General features: G+C 68.1%; 11 protein-coding genes and 2 pseudogenes. 10 read left to right on the forward strand and 3 right to left on the reverse strand.

Features of this window, described 5'->3' with window-relative positions:
• Positions 1 to 133 precede the first annotated feature (133 nt).
• The gene (locus FZ988_RS18200; protein WP_149205471.1) at positions 134 to 1,576 is read right to left on the reverse strand and encodes a GH32 C-terminal domain-containing protein; all 1,443 of its coding nucleotides are present in this window, start codon (positions 1,574 to 1,576) and stop codon (positions 134 to 136) included.
• 260 nt (positions 1,577 to 1,836) lie between these two features.
• Positions 1,837 to 2,448 (reverse strand): annotated as a pseudogene (locus FZ988_RS18205) (IS256 family transposase); the annotation flags it as partial.
• An 806-nt stretch (positions 2,449 to 3,254) separates the two neighbouring features.
• On the opposite strand from FZ988_RS18205, the gene FZ988_RS18210 reads away from it, so the two are divergent.
• From FZ988_RS18210 to FZ988_RS18245, 8 genes are all read left to right on the forward strand, one after another.
• Entirely contained in the window at positions 3,255 to 3,488 is a 234-nt protein-coding gene (locus FZ988_RS18210) for a DUF7245 domain-containing zinc-binding protein (protein ID WP_149205472.1), read from the forward strand.
• Positions 3,489 to 3,509: 21 nt separating this feature from the next.
• Positions 3,510 to 8,147 (forward strand): sacsin N-terminal ATP-binding-like domain-containing protein, encoded by a 4,638-nt coding sequence (locus tag FZ988_RS18215; protein ID WP_149205473.1) that lies wholly within the window; start codon positions 3,510 to 3,512, stop codon positions 8,145 to 8,147.
• Complete coding sequence (locus tag FZ988_RS18220; protein WP_149205474.1) at positions 8,144 to 9,898, forward strand: UvrD-helicase domain-containing protein; 1,755 nt, start codon at positions 8,144 to 8,146, stop codon at positions 9,896 to 9,898. Before FZ988_RS18215 ends, FZ988_RS18220 begins: the two co-directional genes overlap by 4 nt.
• A complete protein-coding gene (locus FZ988_RS18225; RefSeq protein WP_223145192.1) occupies positions 9,895 to 13,020 on the forward strand; it encodes a helicase-related protein in 3,126 nt (1,041 codons plus the stop codon). The genes FZ988_RS18220 and FZ988_RS18225 overlap by 4 nt, the downstream gene beginning before the upstream one ends.
• Positions 13,013 to 14,731 carry a DUF1998 domain-containing protein gene (drmB, locus tag FZ988_RS18230; RefSeq protein ID WP_188079179.1) on the forward strand — a complete coding sequence of 573 codons (1,719 nt, stop codon included), beginning with the start codon at positions 13,013 to 13,015 and terminating at the stop codon, positions 14,729 to 14,731. The genes FZ988_RS18225 and drmB overlap by 8 nt, the downstream gene beginning before the upstream one ends.
• 390 nt (positions 14,732 to 15,121) lie before the next feature.
• Positions 15,122 to 16,024 carry a NaeI family type II restriction endonuclease gene (locus FZ988_RS18235; RefSeq protein ID WP_425458015.1) on the forward strand — a complete coding sequence of 301 codons (903 nt, stop codon included), beginning with the start codon at positions 15,122 to 15,124 and terminating at the stop codon, positions 16,022 to 16,024.
• 172 nt (positions 16,025 to 16,196) lie between these two features.
• The gene (locus tag FZ988_RS18240) at positions 16,197 to 17,300 is read left to right on the forward strand and encodes a DNA cytosine methyltransferase (protein WP_223145193.1); all 1,104 of its coding nucleotides are present in this window, start codon (positions 16,197 to 16,199) and stop codon (positions 17,298 to 17,300) included.
• Between the two features lie 48 nt (positions 17,301 to 17,348).
• Positions 17,349 to 17,825, forward strand: a complete 477-nt coding sequence (locus tag FZ988_RS18245; RefSeq protein WP_223145194.1) for a very short patch repair endonuclease — start codon at positions 17,349 to 17,351, stop codon at positions 17,823 to 17,825.
• Here the strand turns inward: FZ988_RS18245 and FZ988_RS18655 are convergent.
• The gene (locus FZ988_RS18655) at positions 17,766 to 18,161 is read right to left on the reverse strand and encodes a hypothetical protein (protein WP_188079181.1); all 396 of its coding nucleotides are present in this window, start codon (positions 18,159 to 18,161) and stop codon (positions 17,766 to 17,768) included. The two genes, FZ988_RS18245 and FZ988_RS18655, sit on opposite strands and share 60 nt — an antisense overlap.
• Before the next feature lie 196 nt (positions 18,162 to 18,357).
• On the opposite strand from FZ988_RS18655, the gene istA reads away from it, so the two are divergent.
• Together istA and FZ988_RS18820 are read left to right on the forward strand one after the other, a co-directional pair.
• Complete coding sequence (gene istA, locus FZ988_RS18250; protein WP_149205479.1) at positions 18,358 to 19,629, forward strand: IS21 family transposase; 1,272 nt, start codon at positions 18,358 to 18,360, stop codon at positions 19,627 to 19,629.
• A pseudogene (locus FZ988_RS18820) lies at positions 19,630 to 19,832 on the forward strand (hypothetical protein); the annotation flags it as partial.

The raw sequence follows: 19,832 nt of genomic DNA on the forward strand, positions 1-19,832 counted from the left end.
TGGACGCACCACTCGACATGACCCCGATCCCAACCCTTCCAAGGACTGAAGTCTCCGGACACGCCGGGGCGGTTCAGAACCTTCGCTTCATCTGTGATGCCTCCTCGTTGAGAACTTCAATGGGTGTCGCGGTTCAGTGCCGGGTGAGGACGTTGAGGTTGGTGAACGATGAAGACCCCTCCTGGACGAAGAGACCCAACCCACCGTCGCGGTGGTCGTACATCCGTGCGCTCATTGCCACCGCGCCGTCCAGATACGCGATGACGCAGGTGCCGTCCACCAGCACATCCAGGTGGTGGCGGCCGGGGTGAAGGTCGGCGGGGCGTTCCAGCTCGACGGCGTGGGGGACGTCTCCGGAGATCTGCCACTGCATGGGGCCTGTGCGAAGGCGGGGCCATCGGTCAAAGGTCATACGACCGCGGCGGGGCTCGAGACGAATCCGATACCCGGTCTCAGCGTCAGGTCCCGCGCGGAGCACGATCCCGGCAGCGGAGGTGCCCGGTGCCAGCTCGATGTCCACGCTCAGCAGGCACTCGGAGGGCAGGGGCCCCGTGTGTGACGCGGCGTAGCCATCCGGCGCGCTCACCGACACCCCTTCTCGCTCTTGCTCCCAGTCACCCAGCACCGGGCGCCAGGTGCGATCCGCACTGGAGACATAGGCGTCAGCGATCGACTGCGGCAGTCGGAACGACAGCTGGCCGTCGTCTTCCGCCACGACCTCGTGCACCGCCATGTCGCCCGCCCAGTCCCAGGCGCCGTCGTCGCGTTCACCCGCCTTGCTCGGGATCCAGCCGACCGCAAAGCGCCGCCCGAGGCCGGCAACGGTCTTCGCCGCGTAGAACCCGCGACCGTCCACGGTGTCTCGGTTCGGCACCGCCCAGGGTCCGTCCGGCCCCGGAGCGACCCGGTAGCGCGTGGCGAAGGACTCGGTGAACTCGGAGTACATGAGGTACCACCGGTCACCGTCCGTGAAGACGTCCGGACACTCGTGAGCCATGTAGAGGTCCGGTGCCCAGAAGGGCGTATCGACTGTCCACGTGTGCAGGTCCGTCGACCGAAGCTGGGCGATCAGGCCGCTGCGTCGTTCAGGTGCAGCCGCGGAACGTGCTGCGAGCAGCATGCGCCACGGCTCGTCGGCCGAGACGCGGAACACGAACGGATCGCGCCAGTCGCCCAGCACGTAGCCGTCCGGTGCACCGAAGGTCTCCTCCGGCAGCTTCCGCCAAGTACGCATGTCGTCGTCGCTGACGGCATGCGCGACGAGCTGGTACGGCTGGCCGGTGACCGGATCGCAGCGCTCGGGATTCTGTGCGGTGTAGAAGAGGTGAACGCGGCCGTCATCCGTCACGAGAGACCCGGTGTAGGCGTTGAAGTCCTCCGCCGCGGGGCCGCCTGAGGGGATCGCGACGCCGCCGTCCTCGAAGTGGACGAAGTCACGCGTGCGCACCGTGCGCCAGGGCATCCCCACGGCGGGGTCCCGCTGGTCGTGCAGGAAGTACAGCCAGAACTCCCCGTCGTGGAAGTGAGGGATCACGTCCCCGACCCAGCCAGAGGGGGGGCGGTACAGCAGCGACACGGTGCCTCCGGTTAAAGGGTTCACTTAAAGGGTTAACCCGAGGTTAGCCGGAGATCTACCTCGCAGGCAAGGGGCTTGGGGCCACCGTCTCGTAACGATCGGGTCACGCCGACCACACGCAATGGCGGGGGTCGGCTCACGACGCGGACGAGCGGACGGTCGGTCAAGTCCCTGGACGTGGTGTAGCGCTTCGGCGTGATCAGGTTCTGTTCAGGCGGTGAGGGCGAGGGGCTGGTCGGTCTCTTCAGGGTCGGTGTGGTGATGAGGTCGAGTCGGGCGCGGTGTAGGACGTCGAGGGCGAGGTAGCGGCGTCCTTCAGCCCATTCGTCGTGTTGTTCGGCCAGGACAGCGCCGACCAGGCGCTTGACGGAGTCGCGGTCGGGGAAGATCCCGACGACGTCGGTGCGGCGGCGGATCTCCTTGTTCAGTCGCTCGTTGGGGTTGTTGGACCAGATCTGACGCCAGATCTCCTTGGGGAAGGTGGTGAACGCGAGCAGGTCCGCGCGAGCGGCGTCGAGGTGCTCAGCGACCGCGGGCAGGGGGCCGGCGACGTGGTCCAGGAGCTTGTCGAACTGGGTCTGGGCCGAGGTCACGTCGGGCTGGTCGTAGACGCTGTGGAGCATGGCCTTGACCGCCGGCCATGAGCTCTTCGGCGTCACCGACATGAGGTTGGCGGCGTAGTGGGTGCGGCACCGCTGCCAGGTCGCCCCGGGCAGGTTCGCGGCGATGGCCTGGACCAGGCCCGCGTGGGCGTCGCAGGTCACGAGCTTGACCCCGCCCAGGCCGCGGGCGACCAGGTCGGCGAAGAACGCGTTCCACGCTTCTTTGGTCTCGCTCGTGGTGACGGTGCAGCCCAGGACCTCGCACGCTCCCGGCGGTGAGTGTCCCGGTCGCACAATGCCTCACTCCCTGGCAGCGGCTCCCATGTCACCCCGCGCGGCTAGCATCAGAAGCACACCTAATCTGGGCGGGAGCGCGACCAATGGCGGATGCGGAACTCACTGTCGGGGCTGTGAAGCGCAGGCTCGGGCCGTTGGAGACCTGGAAGCGCCATCGCAGCACCCCGGACTCGTTGGCACTGTGCGTGGTCGACTCGGTTTTCTCACTCCGGGTGCGGTAGTCGGCCGTGGAGAACGTTGTCGGCGCATACCCCGAAGTTCTCGCGAGACAGGGTGGGGGCGCCGACACCGACGGCGCACACGGACTCTTGACCGCGGTCAAGACGGCTGGTGGTCCCGCTCGTCCTGCCATGCTCCTCTTCCGCAATCACGGGCGCGCAACTGGCACGAAGGATCTCAAGGCCAGGCGCGCCGCCAACAAGGGCGAGACCTCTCCTGGTTGCTGGCGTGTCCACCACCGGCGTCCTCCGCAACAAACTCCCCGCGTCGGCACGGGCGCCTTTGAAGGCTGGATGGCGGAGCGATGCAGGTGTGGGGCCGGCGTCATGGGCGTGCCTGGGGATACTCACCAGCGCAGACGGCGTGAGTGGCGACACGTGGATCGTGAGCTTCGTGCCGCTGGCAGTGGTGAGTACACCGCACCGCACCGCGCGTCGCGTAGTAGAAGCGGCCGCGAGCATCCTGCAGGTGCCGACAAGCCTCTTGAACCATCACATCAGGAGCCCCGAGCTCCGGAAGCGCGCCTGACGGTGGGGCGCCGACGATTAGGAGTTGCTGCCGTGATTACCGGCATCGGGGCGGGGGTGGACCCGGCCCTTCTCCAGGTCGGTTTGCGCGTCAAGGTCGACACGTTGTCGTTCCACAGCGTCGGAACCGTCGCCGACGTCAGCACCGAGTATGAGCGGGGATTCGGCACGAAGCTGTACCCCGCCTTCTACATCGAGTTCGATGACGGAAGCGCTGAGTGGTTCAACGGCGTGGCGCTCACCCCCACCCCAAGCAAGACACGCTAAAGCCAAGAACAGGGAGTCCCGTTGAACTGGAGCAGGGGCGACGGCCCGCTAGCGGGCGTTGTGCTCGAACAGACCGAAGCATGTCTTGCGGTCTACCGCGAGGACCCAAGCCGCATCGCGCAGGACGCCAACAACGAGCTGCGCATCGCCGAAGGCGGATACCGCGGTCGACAGCTCTACGAGCTGCTTCAGAACGCCGTCGACGCCGCGCGAGCAGGCGGCGGTCGGGTGGAGGTGCGCCTCACCAAGACCCATCTCTACGTGGCCAACGACGGCGAGCCGTTCACCGAAGACGGCGTCAGGGCGCTCATGGCGTCCGACCTGTCGCCCAAGGACGACGAGCGAATCGGACGCTTCGGAATCGGGTTCAAGTCCGTGCTTGCAGTCACGGCGGAGCCGAAGGTCTACAGCAGGTCGGTCTCGTTTGCGTTCGACGCTGCGGCCGCGGAGGCCGTCATCCGGGCCGCCGGATTCCTGGCCCCGCGCTACCCGATGACGCGGTTGGCCACCGTCATCGACCCGGTCGCTGCGGCCGACGACGACCCCGTACTCCAGGACCTGATGACCTGGGCCAGCACGGTCGTCGTCCTCCCGGTCCGAGCGCGTCGCCGTGAGCTCGCAGCGGACATCCGTGCGTTCCCGGCCTACTTCCTGCTCTTCTCCGACCACGTCCACTCCCTTCGGCTGGTGGACACCGAGGCGGAGGCCGGGATCCTGGATCGTTCCGTCGGTCTTGAGCGCGGTCCTGCGGGGCTCTCCACCGTGGTGGAAGGGGCGCGCCGCGAGGAGTGGCGCGTCTTCCGGAGTTCATGGCGGCCGAGCAAGGAAGCTCTGCGTGATGCGGGCCGCCTCGCGGGACGAGACGTCGTCGATCTCGCCTGGGCAGTGCCTCGACGGCCGCGGCCCGGGATCGGGGTCTTCTGGGCGTACTTCCCGACGGATGCCCTGACCACGCTTTCGGGCATCGTCAACGCGCCGTGGCAACTAGGTGATGACCGACGGACGCTGCTCGAGGGTGAGTTCAACCGGGAACTCCTCACCAAAGCTCTCCCCACCCTCGTGGCCGCCAACGTTGGAGCCCTCCACGACTCCACCAATCCGGGACTCGTCCTTGACGTGTACCCCGCGCGCGGCGACGAATGGCGGAGCTGGGCCGATCGGATCCTGAACACCCCGGTCATCGAGGCGCTGCAGAAGACGGCGTCACTCCCCGACTGCTCCGGCCGACCGGCCACGCCATCGCGTCTCAAGCTGTTGGCCGAGGGGCTCCGCCAGGACTGGATCGACGAGTGGATCGGTTCCGGCTTCGCCCCACTCGACGAGTGGGCACACCCCGCCACCGTGAGCTCCAACGAGCGCCGGGCGAAGGCGCGGCGACTTGTCGGGCCTGAGGTCGAAGGGCCGTCAGAGATCACCGAGTGGCTCGAGGTGCTCGTCCGGTCAGGATCGACTGACGCCTCGGAGGCGGCGATCATGCTCGCTGCGCACATGGTTCGGGCAATCCCCGACAACGCCGAAGTTCAGGCAGCCATCCGGGGAGCGCGCGTCCTGCGCCTTGAGGACGGCTCCTTCGCGCGCCCCGTCCGGGGGAAGATCTTCGTCCGCGCGAGCGAGGACGACGCGGGGCAGGTGTTCGTGGACGACGACCTCGCCCACCGGCCTGGCGTGGCCGACGCACTTCAGACGCTCGGGATCGCCCTCCACGACAAGCGCGGCGAACTCCAGCACCTCCTAGTCAACGCCGCTGGAACGGACGCCGGATGGCAGCGCATCTGGACGCTGACGAAGGAACTGCCCGCGGAGTTCGCCAAAGAGGTCTTCGACGCAGAACTACAGCGACCGTTCGAGACCCGGGTGCGCGTGCGAACGGCTGCAGGTACGTGGAAGACGCTCGCCGAGGTGTTCCTCCCCGGGACGATCATTCCCGCGGACGGCTCGCGCGACCGCGAGTTCCTCGTCGATCCCCGGTTCCACGCGGACGACATGGACTTCTTGCGTGAACTGGGCGCGGTGAGCGAACCCGCGTGGCGGGAGGACGCGCCGCTGGAACGCTGGAGGGCGCCGTACGAACAGGCGATGAAGGACCACTTCATCTCTCAGGCCTCCGGAAGCGCCCCTCGTGCCGACAGCCTCACCGTGACGGGTTCGGCCACCCTGTGGCCGCTCGACCTCATCGAGCACCTGTCACCGGAGGGCAGGCTCGCCATGACGAACGCCATCCTCGGTCGCGGGCTTGTCAAGCCGTGGACCGTTCGACACGCCACCGTCGCGAGCTACGGACGAACCTCGGTGATCGCCCCGGAGATCTGGATGGTGCACAAGCACGGTCTCGTGGACACCTGCTTCGGACCGCTCCGTCCGCGGCGCACAGTGCTGCCGGGCGACGGCGTTCCCGAGGACGTGCTCCCGGTCGCCCGAGGGCTGTCCGAGAAGAACGCCACCAAGATCGGTGTCCGCGCTGATGTCGATGGCCTGGCGGACGCGGACTGGTCATTCCTGAAGCCGATCGCCGATGGTTGGGAGAACGACGACCGCCGAGCGGAGTTCTACGCGTGGTTCTCGTGGAAGTCCGAGCGCGCCGTTCCGGAGGAACTCGTCGTCCGAGTCGGGCCGCGCCGTCGTGCTGTCAAGCGTGAGAACGTCGGCGCCACGTCGGAACTGGCTGAGTACGAGGCCCTCCTCGAGGCCCAGGTGCCCACGCTCTACCTCGGTACCGACGAGGATGCGGCCCACATGATCGAGAGGTGGGGACTCGCCAGAGGCAGTGACCTCCTCAGACAGGAACTTGTGGCGGATGAGACCGGTGAACCGGCCTTCCTCACCGAGGAGTTCCCTCCGCTCGCGTTCAACCCGAACCTCGCGCCGGACGACCGGGACATCCGACTGGTCAGGTGCTCACGCCTGGTTCGGCTGGTCGCAACGCCGGAGGGCCAAGTCGCTCGCAACATCGCGGTCCACCGCGAAAGGGATCGGGTCCTCGTGACGGCCAGCTCACCGGCCGAGGTCCTCCGCCAGGTCTCCGGTGCCCTCAAGCTCGACTTGGGTGAGCGGGGCATCGCGCGAGTCCTGGAACAGATGGCCGAGTCTGCCCAGTCTGACCATCGCAAGCGGATCAGGGCGGCCGCGGCCGAGAGCCCGGAGGACGCGCTCGTCGAGGCGGTTGGGATCGAGAACCTCCGGCGGCAGGTCCCCCGACAGGCGCTCGATGCGCTCGGCGAGGGTGACCTTCTTCCGAGAGACCTCGCCCGGCTCGTCCTGGCAGTCCACGGCATCGGGGTCCTGAAGGCGTTCCGCAGCGTTCTCGAGGAGCAGAGGCTGGATCCGCCGCGCGAGTTCTCAGGGCGGCAGAAGGAGCGGCGCTGGGTCGCCGAGCTCGGCCTTCCTCAAGAGTGGGCCGGGTTCTCCACGCGGTCGGCCCCTGCCCGCGAAGTGATCGACGGACCCGTGAGTCTCGACCCGCTCCACGACTATCAAGAAGTGGTGACAAAAAGGATCCGAGTTCTGCTCGGCGGGTCTGGGCCGGAGCGCGGCGTGGTGTCACTCCCGACCGGGGCCGGCAAGACCCGCGTCACGATCCAGGCCCTCGTCGAAGAGATCGCCGCAGGCCGCCTCCCGGGGCCGGTCATGTGGATCGCCCAGTCCGAAGAGCTCTGCGAGCAGGCAGCCCAGAGCTGGGCGTACGTCTGGCGGGCCATCGGACCGGCCCACGCACTGACACTCAGCAGGCTGTGGGGCTCCAACGATGCGGAGGAGGAACCTGAGGGGACCCAGGTCGTCATCGCGATCGACGCCAAGCTCGACTCGATCCTCTCGCGCGACGGCGAGCGCTACGAGTGGCTGCGCGAGCCTAGTGTGGTCGTGGTGGACGAGGCGCACACGTCGGTGTCGCCCCGCTACACGCGTCTGCTCGAGTGGCTCGGGAGAGGTGGCCGCACCCGGACCGGGCATTTCCTCCTCGGCCTCACCGCGACCCCTTACCGGGGCACGTCGGACGAGGAGACGAAGAGGCTGGTCCGCAGGTACGACAGCAACCTCCTAGATCGGGACGTCCTCGGGGACAAGCCCTACTTGGAGCTCCAGAAGTTGCGGGTGCTCGCCCAGATAGACCGCCGCACCGTCGCCGGTGCTCGCGTCGAGTTCACCGACGACGAGATCCGCGAGATCGCGGACAACAACAAGTTCCCCGCCCGCACGGAGGAGGACCTCGGCAACGACCGGGAGCGCAACGAGAGGATCGTCCAGTCGATCCTCGACCTTCCGGACGACTGGACAGTGTTGCTCTTCGCACCCTCCGTCGAGAACGCCCGAGCGTTGGCGGCGATCCTCTCCTACCGGGGCGTCCCAGCGGTCTCCATCTCGTCCGGAACGGACACCTCGGCCAGGCGCCACTACATCGATCAGTTCCGTGAGGGGCGCATCCGGGTCCTCACCAACTACGGCGTCCTCGCCCAGGGATTCGACGCACCGCGTGTCCGGGCGGTGTACGTTTGCCGACCGACGTTCAGCCCGAACGTCTACCAGCAGATGGTCGGTCGCGGGCTTCGCGGTCCTCGCAACGGCGGATCCGATCGCGTTCTGATCGTCGACGTCGAGGACAACCTCAACCACTTCGGCGACCGCCTTGCGTTCCGCGACTTCGAGAGTATCTGGCTCTCGTGACGGCCCCGACACTCGATGCAGAGCAGAACGCGGCGGCGACCGTCGCGCCGAGCGAGCGGCAGCTGGTGGTGGCCGGCCCGGGTGCCGGCAAGACCGAAGTCGTGTCTGCGCTCCTGGCGCACCTCGTCGTGGATGAGGAGCTCGAGCCGGGGTTGGACGTGCTGGTCGTGACCTTCTCCCGGGCGGCGGTCGAGGCGGTGAAGCGGCGCCTGAGGACCGCGGACGTCCAAGCAGGCGCGGCCGTCCACACTCTCGACGCGCTCGCCGCAAGGATCGTCGGTGAGACGTCCGACCAGGATGTCGGGCGCATGTCCTTCGACGATCGGGTGAAGCGCGCCACCGGGGCCCTCCTCGGTGGTCTCTGGGAGCCTGCCGGGGACATGGCGCACGTGGTGGTGGACGAGGTCCAGGACGTCGTCGGTATCCGCGCGGACTTCCTCCTCGCCCTGCTCGATCAGGTGCCCGGCGACGCCGGCTTCACGCTCTTGGGTGACCCCGCGCAGGCCATCTACGACTTCCAGCTCGATGGACCGTCAGCGACGACGAACGACGAGTTCCTCCGGCGCGCCACCGGCCTTTCGGAGGTGGTCGAACGCAGACTCACCGGGAACTACCGCGCATCCACCCGCGAGGCGCGCCGCGCTGCTGGCCTTCGGGAGGGGGCTGCGGCGAATCTCGGCGATGCCCGCGACACCGTGCGAGGCTTCGTCGAGTCACTCGTGCCGATGGAACTGGACGAGCTGCCGCCCATTCTCACCCTTCCTGGCGAGACCTCGGCCGTGCTCGCGCCCGACAACGGTCGGGCCCTACTCATCGCCCACGAACTGTGGGAACGCGGAGTTCGCGCGACGCTTCGGCGACCCGCACGCGAGCCGGTCATCGACCGCTGGGTCGCGGAGACCTTGCCCGGGCGACCGACCTGGACGAGGGACGAACTCCTGGCGGCGCACGACGACGACGAGGTGGCGGCGGCCCGTTGGCGTGACCTTCGCGGCGTGGTGCGACCACGCGGCGGGACGATCGACACGAGCGCAGTTGCCGCACGGCTCGCGCGCGGTGCCCTACCCCCTGAGATCGCCGCGTCCGAAGTGTCCGGCCAGTACGTGTCGACGATCCACCGCGCGAAGGGACTGGAGTTCGACACCGTCGTCCTCTCCCGCTACCAGGCACGCGAGGACGAGGACGTGGTGGCGGCGACCCGGTTGGCGTACGTCGCGATCACGAGGGCGCGCGTGCGCCTCTGTCGGATGGATGGCCCGACGCACTGGGCTTTGCGGATAGACCGGAGAAGCGGCCGGTGGTACGTCGGTGGCAAGTCTCCTTGGGAGACGTATCGACTTGAACTGCGAGGAGATGACCTCGACCGGAGCGTCCCACCGGGAGAAGACCGGGAGTCGGTCCAGGAGCACCTGCGGCTGCGGGTCCAGCAAGGGGATCCGCTGGATCTGGTGCTGGACCACATGCGGAGCACGTTGATGGTGCCCATCTGGAAGGTGTTGCACCGCGGCGTCGAGATCGGCGCGACCAGCGAGCACTTCGGGCGCGAGCTCGCCGCGCGTGTCGGGCCACCGAGTACCCGACGCCCGCCGACCCTTGCCTGGCCGGCGCTCCTCGGGGCACGTGTCGAGTCGATCGCAACCGTTGTTGGCGAGCCGCAGCGCTCCGAGCCGGGACCCGTCGGCCGGTATGGCATGTGGCTGTCGGTACGGGCCGTAGGTCTGCTGCAACTTCGATGGAGGGCGGACACGTGACCGATCTGGACCCGTGGTACGAGGCGCGCGAGGCGATGAGAACCGCCTTGGCCGAGGATCTCCTCGGGAGTGCCGACGACCGCATCCTCGACGAGCCGCCACTCGATCGGTTCATCGTCGGCATTCTCCGGCCGGCTTCCGATGAGCTGATCGAGGACTCGGGCGCGGTGCCCGAGGAGGAATCGGGCACTGCGATCGACGGTGGCTACGACCCCGGGGTCGATCTCTCCCGAATGCGCTATCCCTCGTCGATGGGTCTCACGTTCGCAGTCGTACCCGACGAGACACCGACGGTTGTGCTGCGAGCGGCCGCAGACCGCTACGTCGCCGAAGTGGGAGCGGGTGCGACTGGGCGCACCACCGCCCCGGTGCGGTGGAACCTGGTGACGGGCGACGAGATCGAGTGCACCGTCGACGCGAGTGTGACCGGTCCCGCCATCCACCCGGTCGCGACGGGACTCACACTCCGCGTCCTGGTACGCGAGCCGGTCGACGGAGTCGTCGGCATCACCGCCGTGCTCGTCAACGAGTTCCCTCGTCCCGCGTCGGGTCCTGTCGACGAGTGGTGCTGGTTCCGCCCCAAGATCGTCGCGACGGCACCGGTGGGCCGCTTCAGTGAGCGGGTCACACGACGTCGGGGCGGAGGCGACCTCGATGATGCCGCGTCCGACCTTCTCTTCCGCGACAAGACGAGCATCTCGGTCGGCCACGGATGCGCGGTCGACTGGGACGATGCGGGCGCTGTCAACTGCCTGGCGACGACCTTCCTCCCTCACCACGACCTGCGGGTCTCCCGTGCGGAGCGGCGAGACGTCCCTCCCCTGGGCATGACGACGCTCGCCGGCACGGATGATCGCTCCGCGCTTCGCGGGCTCCTCCACGCATACGAGGCGTGGATCAGCGAGCAGGAGGAGCGACTCGACACGATCGATGAGGAGTTCCGTGACGTCGCCCGGCGACACCTCCAGGACGCGCGTACCGCCGCCGGACGGATCGGAGGTGGCATCGACCTGCTCGACCGGGATCCCGACGCCTCGCGCGCGTTCAGGGTCATGAATCGCGTGATGCAGGAACAGCGTGCCCGGCAGGAGATGATCCGCGGTCACCTGCCCGCGCCAGACGCGATCGAGCAGCACTGGCGCCCGTTTCAGCTTGCGTTCATCCTCCTGAGCCTGTCAGGCATCGCAGAGCCCGAGTCGGACGAACGGGAGGTCGCCGATCTTCTGTGGTTCCCGACCGGCGGTGGCAAGACGGAGGCATACCTGGGACTCATCGCCTTCACCCTGGCGCTGAGGCGCCTCCGCATGACCAAGGGCGCGGGCGGAGGAGTCGCCGTGATCATGCGCTACACACTGCGCCTGCTCACGCTCCAACAGTTCGAGCGTGCATCCGGACTCATCTGCGCGCTCGAGGAGTGGAGGCGCCACGAGGTGTCCGCCAGTGCACCGATATCCATCGGTCTCTGGGTGGGTCAGTCCGCGACACCGAACCGGGTCGATGCCGCCCGCCGCGCGCTTCGCAAGCAGGAGAGCGGCGAGCTGACCGACGATGACGGCAACCCGCGTCAGTTGCTGCGTTGCCCCTGGTGCGGCACCGCACTGCCAGGGTCCGCGTACGACGCCGATGTCAAGGCCGACCGAATGACCGTTTGTTGCCCGGGCCCAGGGTGCCCGTTCGGCGACGGGCTTCCCGTGCACGTCGTCGACACGGACGTCTACCGGGAACGCCCCTCCCTCTTGATCGGCACCGTCGACAAGTTCGCGCTTCTTGCCTGGGAGGAGCGTGCGGGGAGGATCTTCGGGACCGACGGCGCCGTCGAGCCTCCCGACCTGGTCGTTCAAGACGAGCTGCATCTGATCAGTGGTCCTCTCGGGACGCTCGTGGGCTTGTACGAGATGGCCGTCGACGCCGCCGCCACGGGCGCGGCCCGACCCAAGCTGGTGGCTTCGACCGCAACGATCCGTCGCGCCCGCGACCAGGTCAAAGCCGTATTCGACCGTGAGCCGCAGCAGTTCCCACCACCGGGCATCGAGCCGGAGGACTCGTTCTTCGCCGTCGAGGCGCCGCCCGAGGAGTTACCGACGCGGCAGTACGTGGGAGTCATGGCCCCGGGTACGAGCCACGCAACCCTGCTCGTCCGGAGCTACGCAGCGCTCCTTCAGGGGGCTGAGCGGCTCGCCGCTCCACCGGAGGTCCGGGACGCGTACTGGACCCTGCTCGGCTACTTCAACAGCCTCCGCGTCCTCGGAGCCGCCTACATGCAGTCCATCGACGACGTTCCCGACAGGATCGGCGTCGTCGCCGGGCGGTACGCCGAGGAGCCCCGCGAGCTCTCCACACCCCGTGAACTGACTTCGAGGGTGCGGTCAGGACAGGTGCCCGAGGAGCTCGACCGCCTTGCAAGCCCCGTCGGCACGCCGGAGTGCCCCGACATCGTCCTCGCGACGAACATGATCTCCGTCGGCGTGGACGTCAACCGTCTCGGGCTGATGGTCGTCATGGGACAGCCTCAGACCACGTCGGAGTACATCCAGTCGACGAGCCGCGTCGGCAGACTGCGCCCCGGCCTCGTGGTCACCCTCTACAACGCCGCGAGGACCCGGGATCTTTCGCACTACGAGTCCTTCGTGCCCTACCACCGCGCGCTGTACCGGCAGGTCGAAGCAACGGGGGCTACGCCCTTCGCTCCCAGGGCGGTCGACCGCGGTCTGCACGGCGTGGTCATTGCGCTGACGCGGCTCCTCCATCAGCGGGCCGCCGGCGACAAGGCTGTGGGCGCCGGGGTCGACCCGGAGATCATCAAGCACGTCACCGACGTCATCGGACGACGTGTGCTCTCCGTCGACGGCCGCCGCGCGGCCAGTGTGCTGGACGCGCTCGAGGCGCTGCACGACCACTGGCAGGACGGGCTCAGCGACGGCAAGGTCACCAAGTACGTCGCCTGGCGCGCGCCGACGGAAGGAGCACTGATACGCCCGGCAGGCGGGGATGTCGGCGGCGGGGAGTCGCTGACCCTGGCGTTCCCCGTCACGGAACCCGCCTGGCCGACCCTCACGAGCCTGCGCAACGTCGATGCCGAGAGCACTCTCTACCTCCTGCGAAGGAGCAAGTCCCGTGGCTAAGAAGATCGGCTCGGCTCGCCAGAGCCAACTGGTGACTACCTACGGCGTCGGCAGCGTCATCCCCGTGGAGCAGAGCAGCTACATGATCATGGGGATCGACGATTGGCCCGAGAGCGCGCCGCGGATCGACGAGCCACGCCTGGCGCGCGCGATGGGGGTCCACCACTTCTGCGCTCCGCTAGCCGGGCGACGCAACGGGGATGTCCCGGTCACTCGATTCCCGCTGATGCACTACTGCCCCAAGTGTCACCGGCTCGGGAAGCTCTGGGAACTCGCGGAGGACGACAGCACGTGGTGCCGGACATGCGAGGACACCAAGGTCGTCCCGTCGAGATTCGTAGCATGCTGCGAGCACGGCCACATCGAGGACTTCCCGTACTTCGCCTGGGTGCACCGCGGCGCCGAGAGCGGCGACCAGAGCGAGCGTCGACACAACCTGACCTTGCGTGCGCTCGGACGCTCGTCATCGCTCTCCGACATCCTCATCGGCTGTTCGTGCGGCGTCGAACCGAAGTCGCTCGCCGGTGCGTTCGGCAAGCAGGCGCTCATCCGATACACCTCGTGCCGAGGCAAGCGGCCGTGGCTTCCGACCGACGACCCCGAAGGGTGCGACAAGCCCCTACGAACGCTCCAGCGCGGCTCCTCGAACGTCTGGTTCTCAGCCACACGGTCAACCATCTCGATACCTCCGTGGTCCACGGCGGCAGCGGCACTCGTGGAAGGGCAGTGGGCCACGCTTCAGCACATCACTGACGACGCACTTCCCGGCGTCGTGGCGGGCATGGCGGCGCACAACCCGAGGGTGACCGCCGAAGCGGTCCTCGCCGTGATCGCGCGACGGAGAGGTGTCTACCAGGCGACGCCGCCGACTGACGCGGAGCTGCGCGCTGACGAGTACCGCGCGCTCACGCTCGGGACCGCGCCACGGGACCGACTCGACGACTTCGTGTGCGAGCCGCGTGACGTCCCGGATGTGCTCTCGCAGGTGATCGAACAGATTTCCGCCGTAGATCGGCTACGCGAGGTCGCTGCTCTCGAAGGCTTCTCGCGTGTCGTGCCGCACGTCCCTGGAGAGGACCGCCCACTGGCGCCGTTGTCCGACGGTTCGCCGGTGTGGCTGCCCGCGATGGAGATCCACGGTGAAGGCATCTTCGTTCGGCTCCTCGACGACGTCGTGGCCGATTGGGAAGACAGTTCATTCGCCCACGAACGGGTGTCGCTCATCAACCGCTCCAAACGACACCGTGACCTCGCCCTGGAACGGCCGGAGTCGCCGCCTGTGAGCGCTCGACGCGTCGCGTTGCATACCCTCTCGCACATGCTCCTCGGCGAGCTGAGCCTGCACGCCGGCTACCCGGCGGCCGCTCTCCGCGAACGCGTCTACGCGGGAAACGGGCAAGCGGGCATCCTCATCTACACCGCGTCGTCGGATTCGGCCGGGAGCCTTGGGGGTCTCGCCGCTCTGGCCGACACCGATCGATTCGCCCCCGTGCTCCTCGCAGCAATCGACCGTGCCGCGTGGTGCTCCTCCGACCCCGTCTGTGCCGAATCGCGGGGCTCAGGCCTCGACAACCTCAACCTCGCCGCCTGCCATGCCTGCCTCCTCCTGCCGGAGACGAGTTGCGAGGCAGGCAACGTCTTCCTGGACCGAATCGGTGTCGTCGGTCCAGCCGAGCACCCTGACGCCGGCTTGGTGACCGGGCTTCGTTAACGAGCGCAGCGCTCTGGCCGCGAAGGCAAGACACCGGATCTTCAGTTCACGTACTCCCCTAAAGATCGAAGACTCGCTCGAAGTCGCCAGCGGGAGGAGCCGCGAGCTCGCTGCCCGTCAGGACTGATCGCTCACGGACTGAGGGCAGCGCTGCCACCTGGGCTACCACGGGCCCGGAGGTTGCGGGCCCGTGGGGTTCCGAGAGCCTACTCTCGCTGTGTGCGAACGAACGAGCATGAGGCGCTCTTCGACCTTCCCCACGCCGAGAGAGCTCGCGCGGACGCGGAGCCGGAGCCGGAGGGCGCCGCTCCCTTCGACGCCGAGCGCGACGCGACCTGGTATCCACAGTCAGTCGTCGACGCGCTACCTACGCCTGGGCAGGATTCCGCCCTGGAGGCGGTCTTCGAGTGGTTCCTCCGTCAGGACCCAGACGGCGACCGGTTCGGGGCGGTCCTCAGGGAGTCGCTCGACCAAGTCCTAGACGGTCCGCGGACCATGCGGTTCCGGTACTCGGACCTCCGCAAGACCGAGAAGACCCACGTCGGCACGATCGTGGAGATCAATCTCGGCAAGGAGTTCGACCTGGCCGACGGCGACAAGATGGACTACTCCGTCGCGGGGCACGACGTCGACTGCAAGTACTCGATGTCCCGGGGTGGATGGGAGCTCCCTCTGGAGTCCCTTGGTCACCTCGTGCTCCTCACCTGGGCGGACGACGGCGCGAGCCGTTGGGCGGCCGGCTTGTGGAGAGTGGACCCCCGCCACCTAGGCCGAGGAGCGGGGAACCGCGACAAGAAGCGGAAGATGGTCAAGGCTGGCCAGGAGCGGATCACCTGGCTCTGGAGGGACGCCCCGCTCGACGAGAACCTCCTTCTGCACCTGCCCGAGGACCAGGTCGCGCGGATCCTCGCCGCGCGCAGCGGTCAGCAGCGCATCAACGAGCTCTTTCGCCTCGTGCAGCACCGGATCATCCGACGGGACGTCGTCCTGACGGTCGCGCAGCAGAAAGACGGACCACGCAGGGCGCGCATGGCACGCGAGACGAAGCACCTCGGCGGCGAGGGCATCATCGTGCTGGGCCACTACGAGTGGGACGTCGCGGTTGCGAATCGGCTGGGGCTGCCGGTCCCGCGCAACGGGGAGTGGGTCTCCGCGCGCGTGGCTCCTGCGGACTCCGAGGGACCCCAATCCTTCTCGGCCGATGGCCACTGGTGGCGACTGGCGGCGCCGGACGAGTGGGTGGCGAGCGCTCCGAAGGTCCCCCGCAGCAAGGCGCTTGGCGACGTCGAGTGAGGGCACGGCCCCCGTCGGCGTACTATCCACAGGCCTCTTCCTGGAGGAGTCGTCCACAGCGGGGCGCGTCGCAGCAGGACCCACGTGCCCGCGCAGCGATGATGTGTCGGACACTGCTGGTTGACTCGCTCCGAGGTTGGGCCGTCCACGGACGACGAGCCGCAGGTGCCCGATGAACGGCTGGCCGGAGGTACGGATGAACGAACTACGCACACTCGACCTGTTCGCGGGTGCGGGAGGACTCTCGCTCGGCTTCGAGATGGCTGGCGTCGGGTTCCGCTCGACCTTCGCCGTCGAGATCGACGAAGCCGCTGCCAGCACCTTCAAGCGCAACTTCGGCACCCCCGTCTACGCCGGCCCCATCGAGGATCTCGATGAGTTCGAGGATGCGGACGTGATCATCGGAGGCCCCCCCTGCCAGGGCTTCTCGCCCCTCGGGCGGGACCGGGACGACGTCAGCCGCGCTGAGATGAACGAGCTCTGGCAGCAGTACCTGCGGGCCGTCAGGCAGGTGCGACCCAAGGCCTTCGTCATCGAGAACGTCCCGGAGTTCCAGAAGTCCGTGCAGTTCGCGAAGCTCCTGCAGCTGATGGAGTCCGATCCGGTGCTGAGCGAGTACGGGTACGGCTTTGGCGTGCTCAACGCGGCCGACTACGGGGTACCCCAGCGCAGGCGCCGCGGGATCTTCGTTGCGATCCGGGGACTCAAGGAGGTGCCATGGCCGCCACCCGTGAGCCACGGCCCCGACAGCGCGGACGGCACTCCCTACGCCACCGTTCGGGAGGCTCTGGATGGCCTTGCCCTCATGCCGGAGATCACCGACATCGCCCTGGACGACGAGAACCGGCAGGATCTGCACTTCCGCCGGCAACCCCGCCCGATGTCGCTGGAGCGGTACCAAGCGGTCCCAGAAGGCGGGAACCGCTTCGACCTCGCCCGGAACCGACCCGACCTACTTCCCCGATGCTGGGCGAACAAGGCGACGGGGACCACCGACGTCATGGGCAGGCTGTGGTGGGACCGGCCGTCGGTGACGATCCGCACGGAGTTCTTCAAGCCCGAGAAGGGCCGGTACCTGCATCCCGTCGCCGATCGCGCGATCACCCATCGCGAGGCCGCCCGGATCCAGACGTTCCCCGACAGCTTCGAGTTCGACGGCACCAAGTCGGAAGTCGCCAGGCAGATCGGCAACGCCGTGCCCCCCGTGCTGGCAAGAGCGATCGCCCTGCACGTCCATGACCTGATAGGACGCGTCGAGGTCGGAGCTGGAGGCTGAGCCATGGCGGGTGAGCCGGTCCCAAGCTCCGTCGAAGTGTCGGCTCGCATGAGCAGGCTTCCGAGGCGTGACACGGGTCCTGAGCTCGCAGCCCGCCGGCTCCTCCACGCGGCCGGGTACCGATACCGAGTGTGCTTCCCGGTGCCAGGCGCTCCGCGCCGCAGCATCGATGTGGCATTCACGAGGAGCAAGGTCGCGGTCTTCATCGACGGCTGCTTCTGGCACGGGTGTCCCGAACACGGCGAGGTGCCCATGGCCAACAACGCCTGGTGGGCGGCCAAGCTGGCCAAGAATGCGGTACGTGACCGCGCGACCAATGAGCAACTCCTGGCCGACGGCTGGACCGTGTTGCGGTTCTGGGAGCACACCGGAGCGGAGGAAGTCCTCAGCAGGACGATCGCGGTACTGCGCAGCCGCGAGATGCTCGCCACCGCACCCATAATTTGCCTCGACGAAGACACCCGCTCATACCGGTCGGGGAATCAGGCCCCCCGGACCATAGATTCGCACCAACTCATGCTTTAGGTTACTGAAGGCGATGCCCGTGACTACTCGACCCCGCAGCTGGAATGCGTCGAGTTGGTCATCCGTTGCCGGGTGGTCGGCGGGGAACGGAAAGCCGATGCTGGATCCATCCACTTCCAAGGCGCTCCAGTCGATCGCCTGAAGGTCTATCGCGCCGGTTACAAACCGGTACGCGGGCCTGCCTGAAAGGCCCACGAGCGCGAGAGGCCGCGCGGCCTGCTCCTGCCCCCAGGCAGCAAGCCAAGGGCGAAGTGACCACCAGCGACGGATCCGGTCCGCAACGGCAACTGGACTGGGATCCAGCGGATCGATCTGGCCGCGCTCGATGTCCGCCATGTTCCGTTGGCTCACAAAGACGAAGACAACGGGGCCGCCGAGCTGAATTGCAATCTCTGTAGGCGAGATCGCGCTCAGCGCCGCCCTGCCCGCCAAATCGGCAGGTATGCCGAGGGGGGCGAATTGTGTCGACGACGCGTTGAGACTGACCCTCTGACGACGGATTGGGACTGACCCCCTCCGGGACGCTGGAGGGGTGATCGCACTGGAGGAGTGGGCGGAGATCCGTCGGCTGCATCGGGCCGAGGGTGTCTCGATCAAGGAGATCGCGCGCCGGTTGGGGTTGGCGCGCAACACGGTTCGTGCGGCGTTGCGGGGTGACGGTCCGCCGTCGCGGGAGCGTGGTCCGCGCGGGTCGTTGGTTGATGAGGTCGAGCCGCAGATCCGGGCGCTGCTGGCGGAGTTCCCGCGGATGCCGGCGACGGTGATCGCCGAGCGGATCGGGTGGACGCGGTCGTTGACGGTCTTGAAGGACCGGGTCCGGGAGCTGCGGCCGTTGTTCGTTCCGCCGGACCCGGCCGACCGGGTCGAGTACGCACCCGGGCAGGTCGCGCAGTGCGATCTGTGGTTCCCGGCGCACCGGATCCCGGTGGGCGCTGGTCAGGAGCGGGTGCTGCCGGTGCTGGCGATGACGTGCGGGTACTCGCGGATGACCTCGGCGGTGATGATCCCCTCGCGGCGGGCTGGAGACATCCTGGCCGGGATGTGGCAGATCGTCACCGGGTGGGACGCGTGCCCGCGCACGTTGGTCTGGGACCGGGAGGCCGCGATCGGCGGCACGGGCCGCCCGACGATCGAGGCGACCTCGTTCGTCGGGACGATCGGGGTTCGGCTCAAGCTCGCCCCGGCCCGGGACCCGGAGTTCAAGGGTCTGGTCGAGCGGCGCAACGGGTACTTCGAGACCTCGTTCCTGCCCGGTCGCACGTTCGTCTCCCCGGGTGACTTCAACGCCCAGATCAGTCAGTGGATCACCACGCGGGCGAACGTGCGGCCGCTGCGCTCGATCGGGAACCTGGCTCCGGTCGATCGGTGGGCGGCCGACCGGGCGGCGATGACAGCTCTGCCGCCGACGGCTCCCAGGGTCGGTCTGGCGCACCGGGTCCGGCTCGGGCGGGACTACTACGTGCGCCTCGACGGCAATGACTACTCGGTCGACCCGCGCATGATCGGTCGGTTCGTCGAGGTCGCCGCCACGCTGGGCACGGTCACGGCGAAATGCGCAGGCCAGGTCGTCGCCGAGCACACCCGCCACTGGGGCACCGGCCGCACGATCACCGACCCGGCCCATCAGGAGACCGCCAAGGCGCTGCGCGCGGACCTGGCCGCCCGCCGTCAGCAGCGATCGACACGCACCCACGGCGACGGGCACGTCGTGGCGATCCGCGCGCTGCCGGACTACGACGCGCTGTTCGGCGTCGACTTCGACCCCCGCCCCGACCTTGGGGCGGTCAACGCTGAAGGGACGTAGATGACCACCACCACGAAGCCTGGACCCGCACCGGAGCAGCTGGCCTCCAAGCTCGCCTACCTGACCAGGGTGCTCAAGACCCCGACGATCGGGCGGACCTGGGACACCCTGGCTGACCAGGCGCGGGTGAACCGCCCCGACTTCCGTAGAGGCTCTCAACCCACGGAGGATGAGGGTCATGGCAGCACCGAGGAAGTATCCCG

The sequence above is a fragment of the Actinotalea subterranea genome (assembly GCF_008364845.1).
In the GTDB taxonomy this organism is placed as follows: Bacteria; Actinomycetota; Actinomycetes; order Actinomycetales; family Cellulomonadaceae; genus Actinotalea; species Actinotalea subterranea.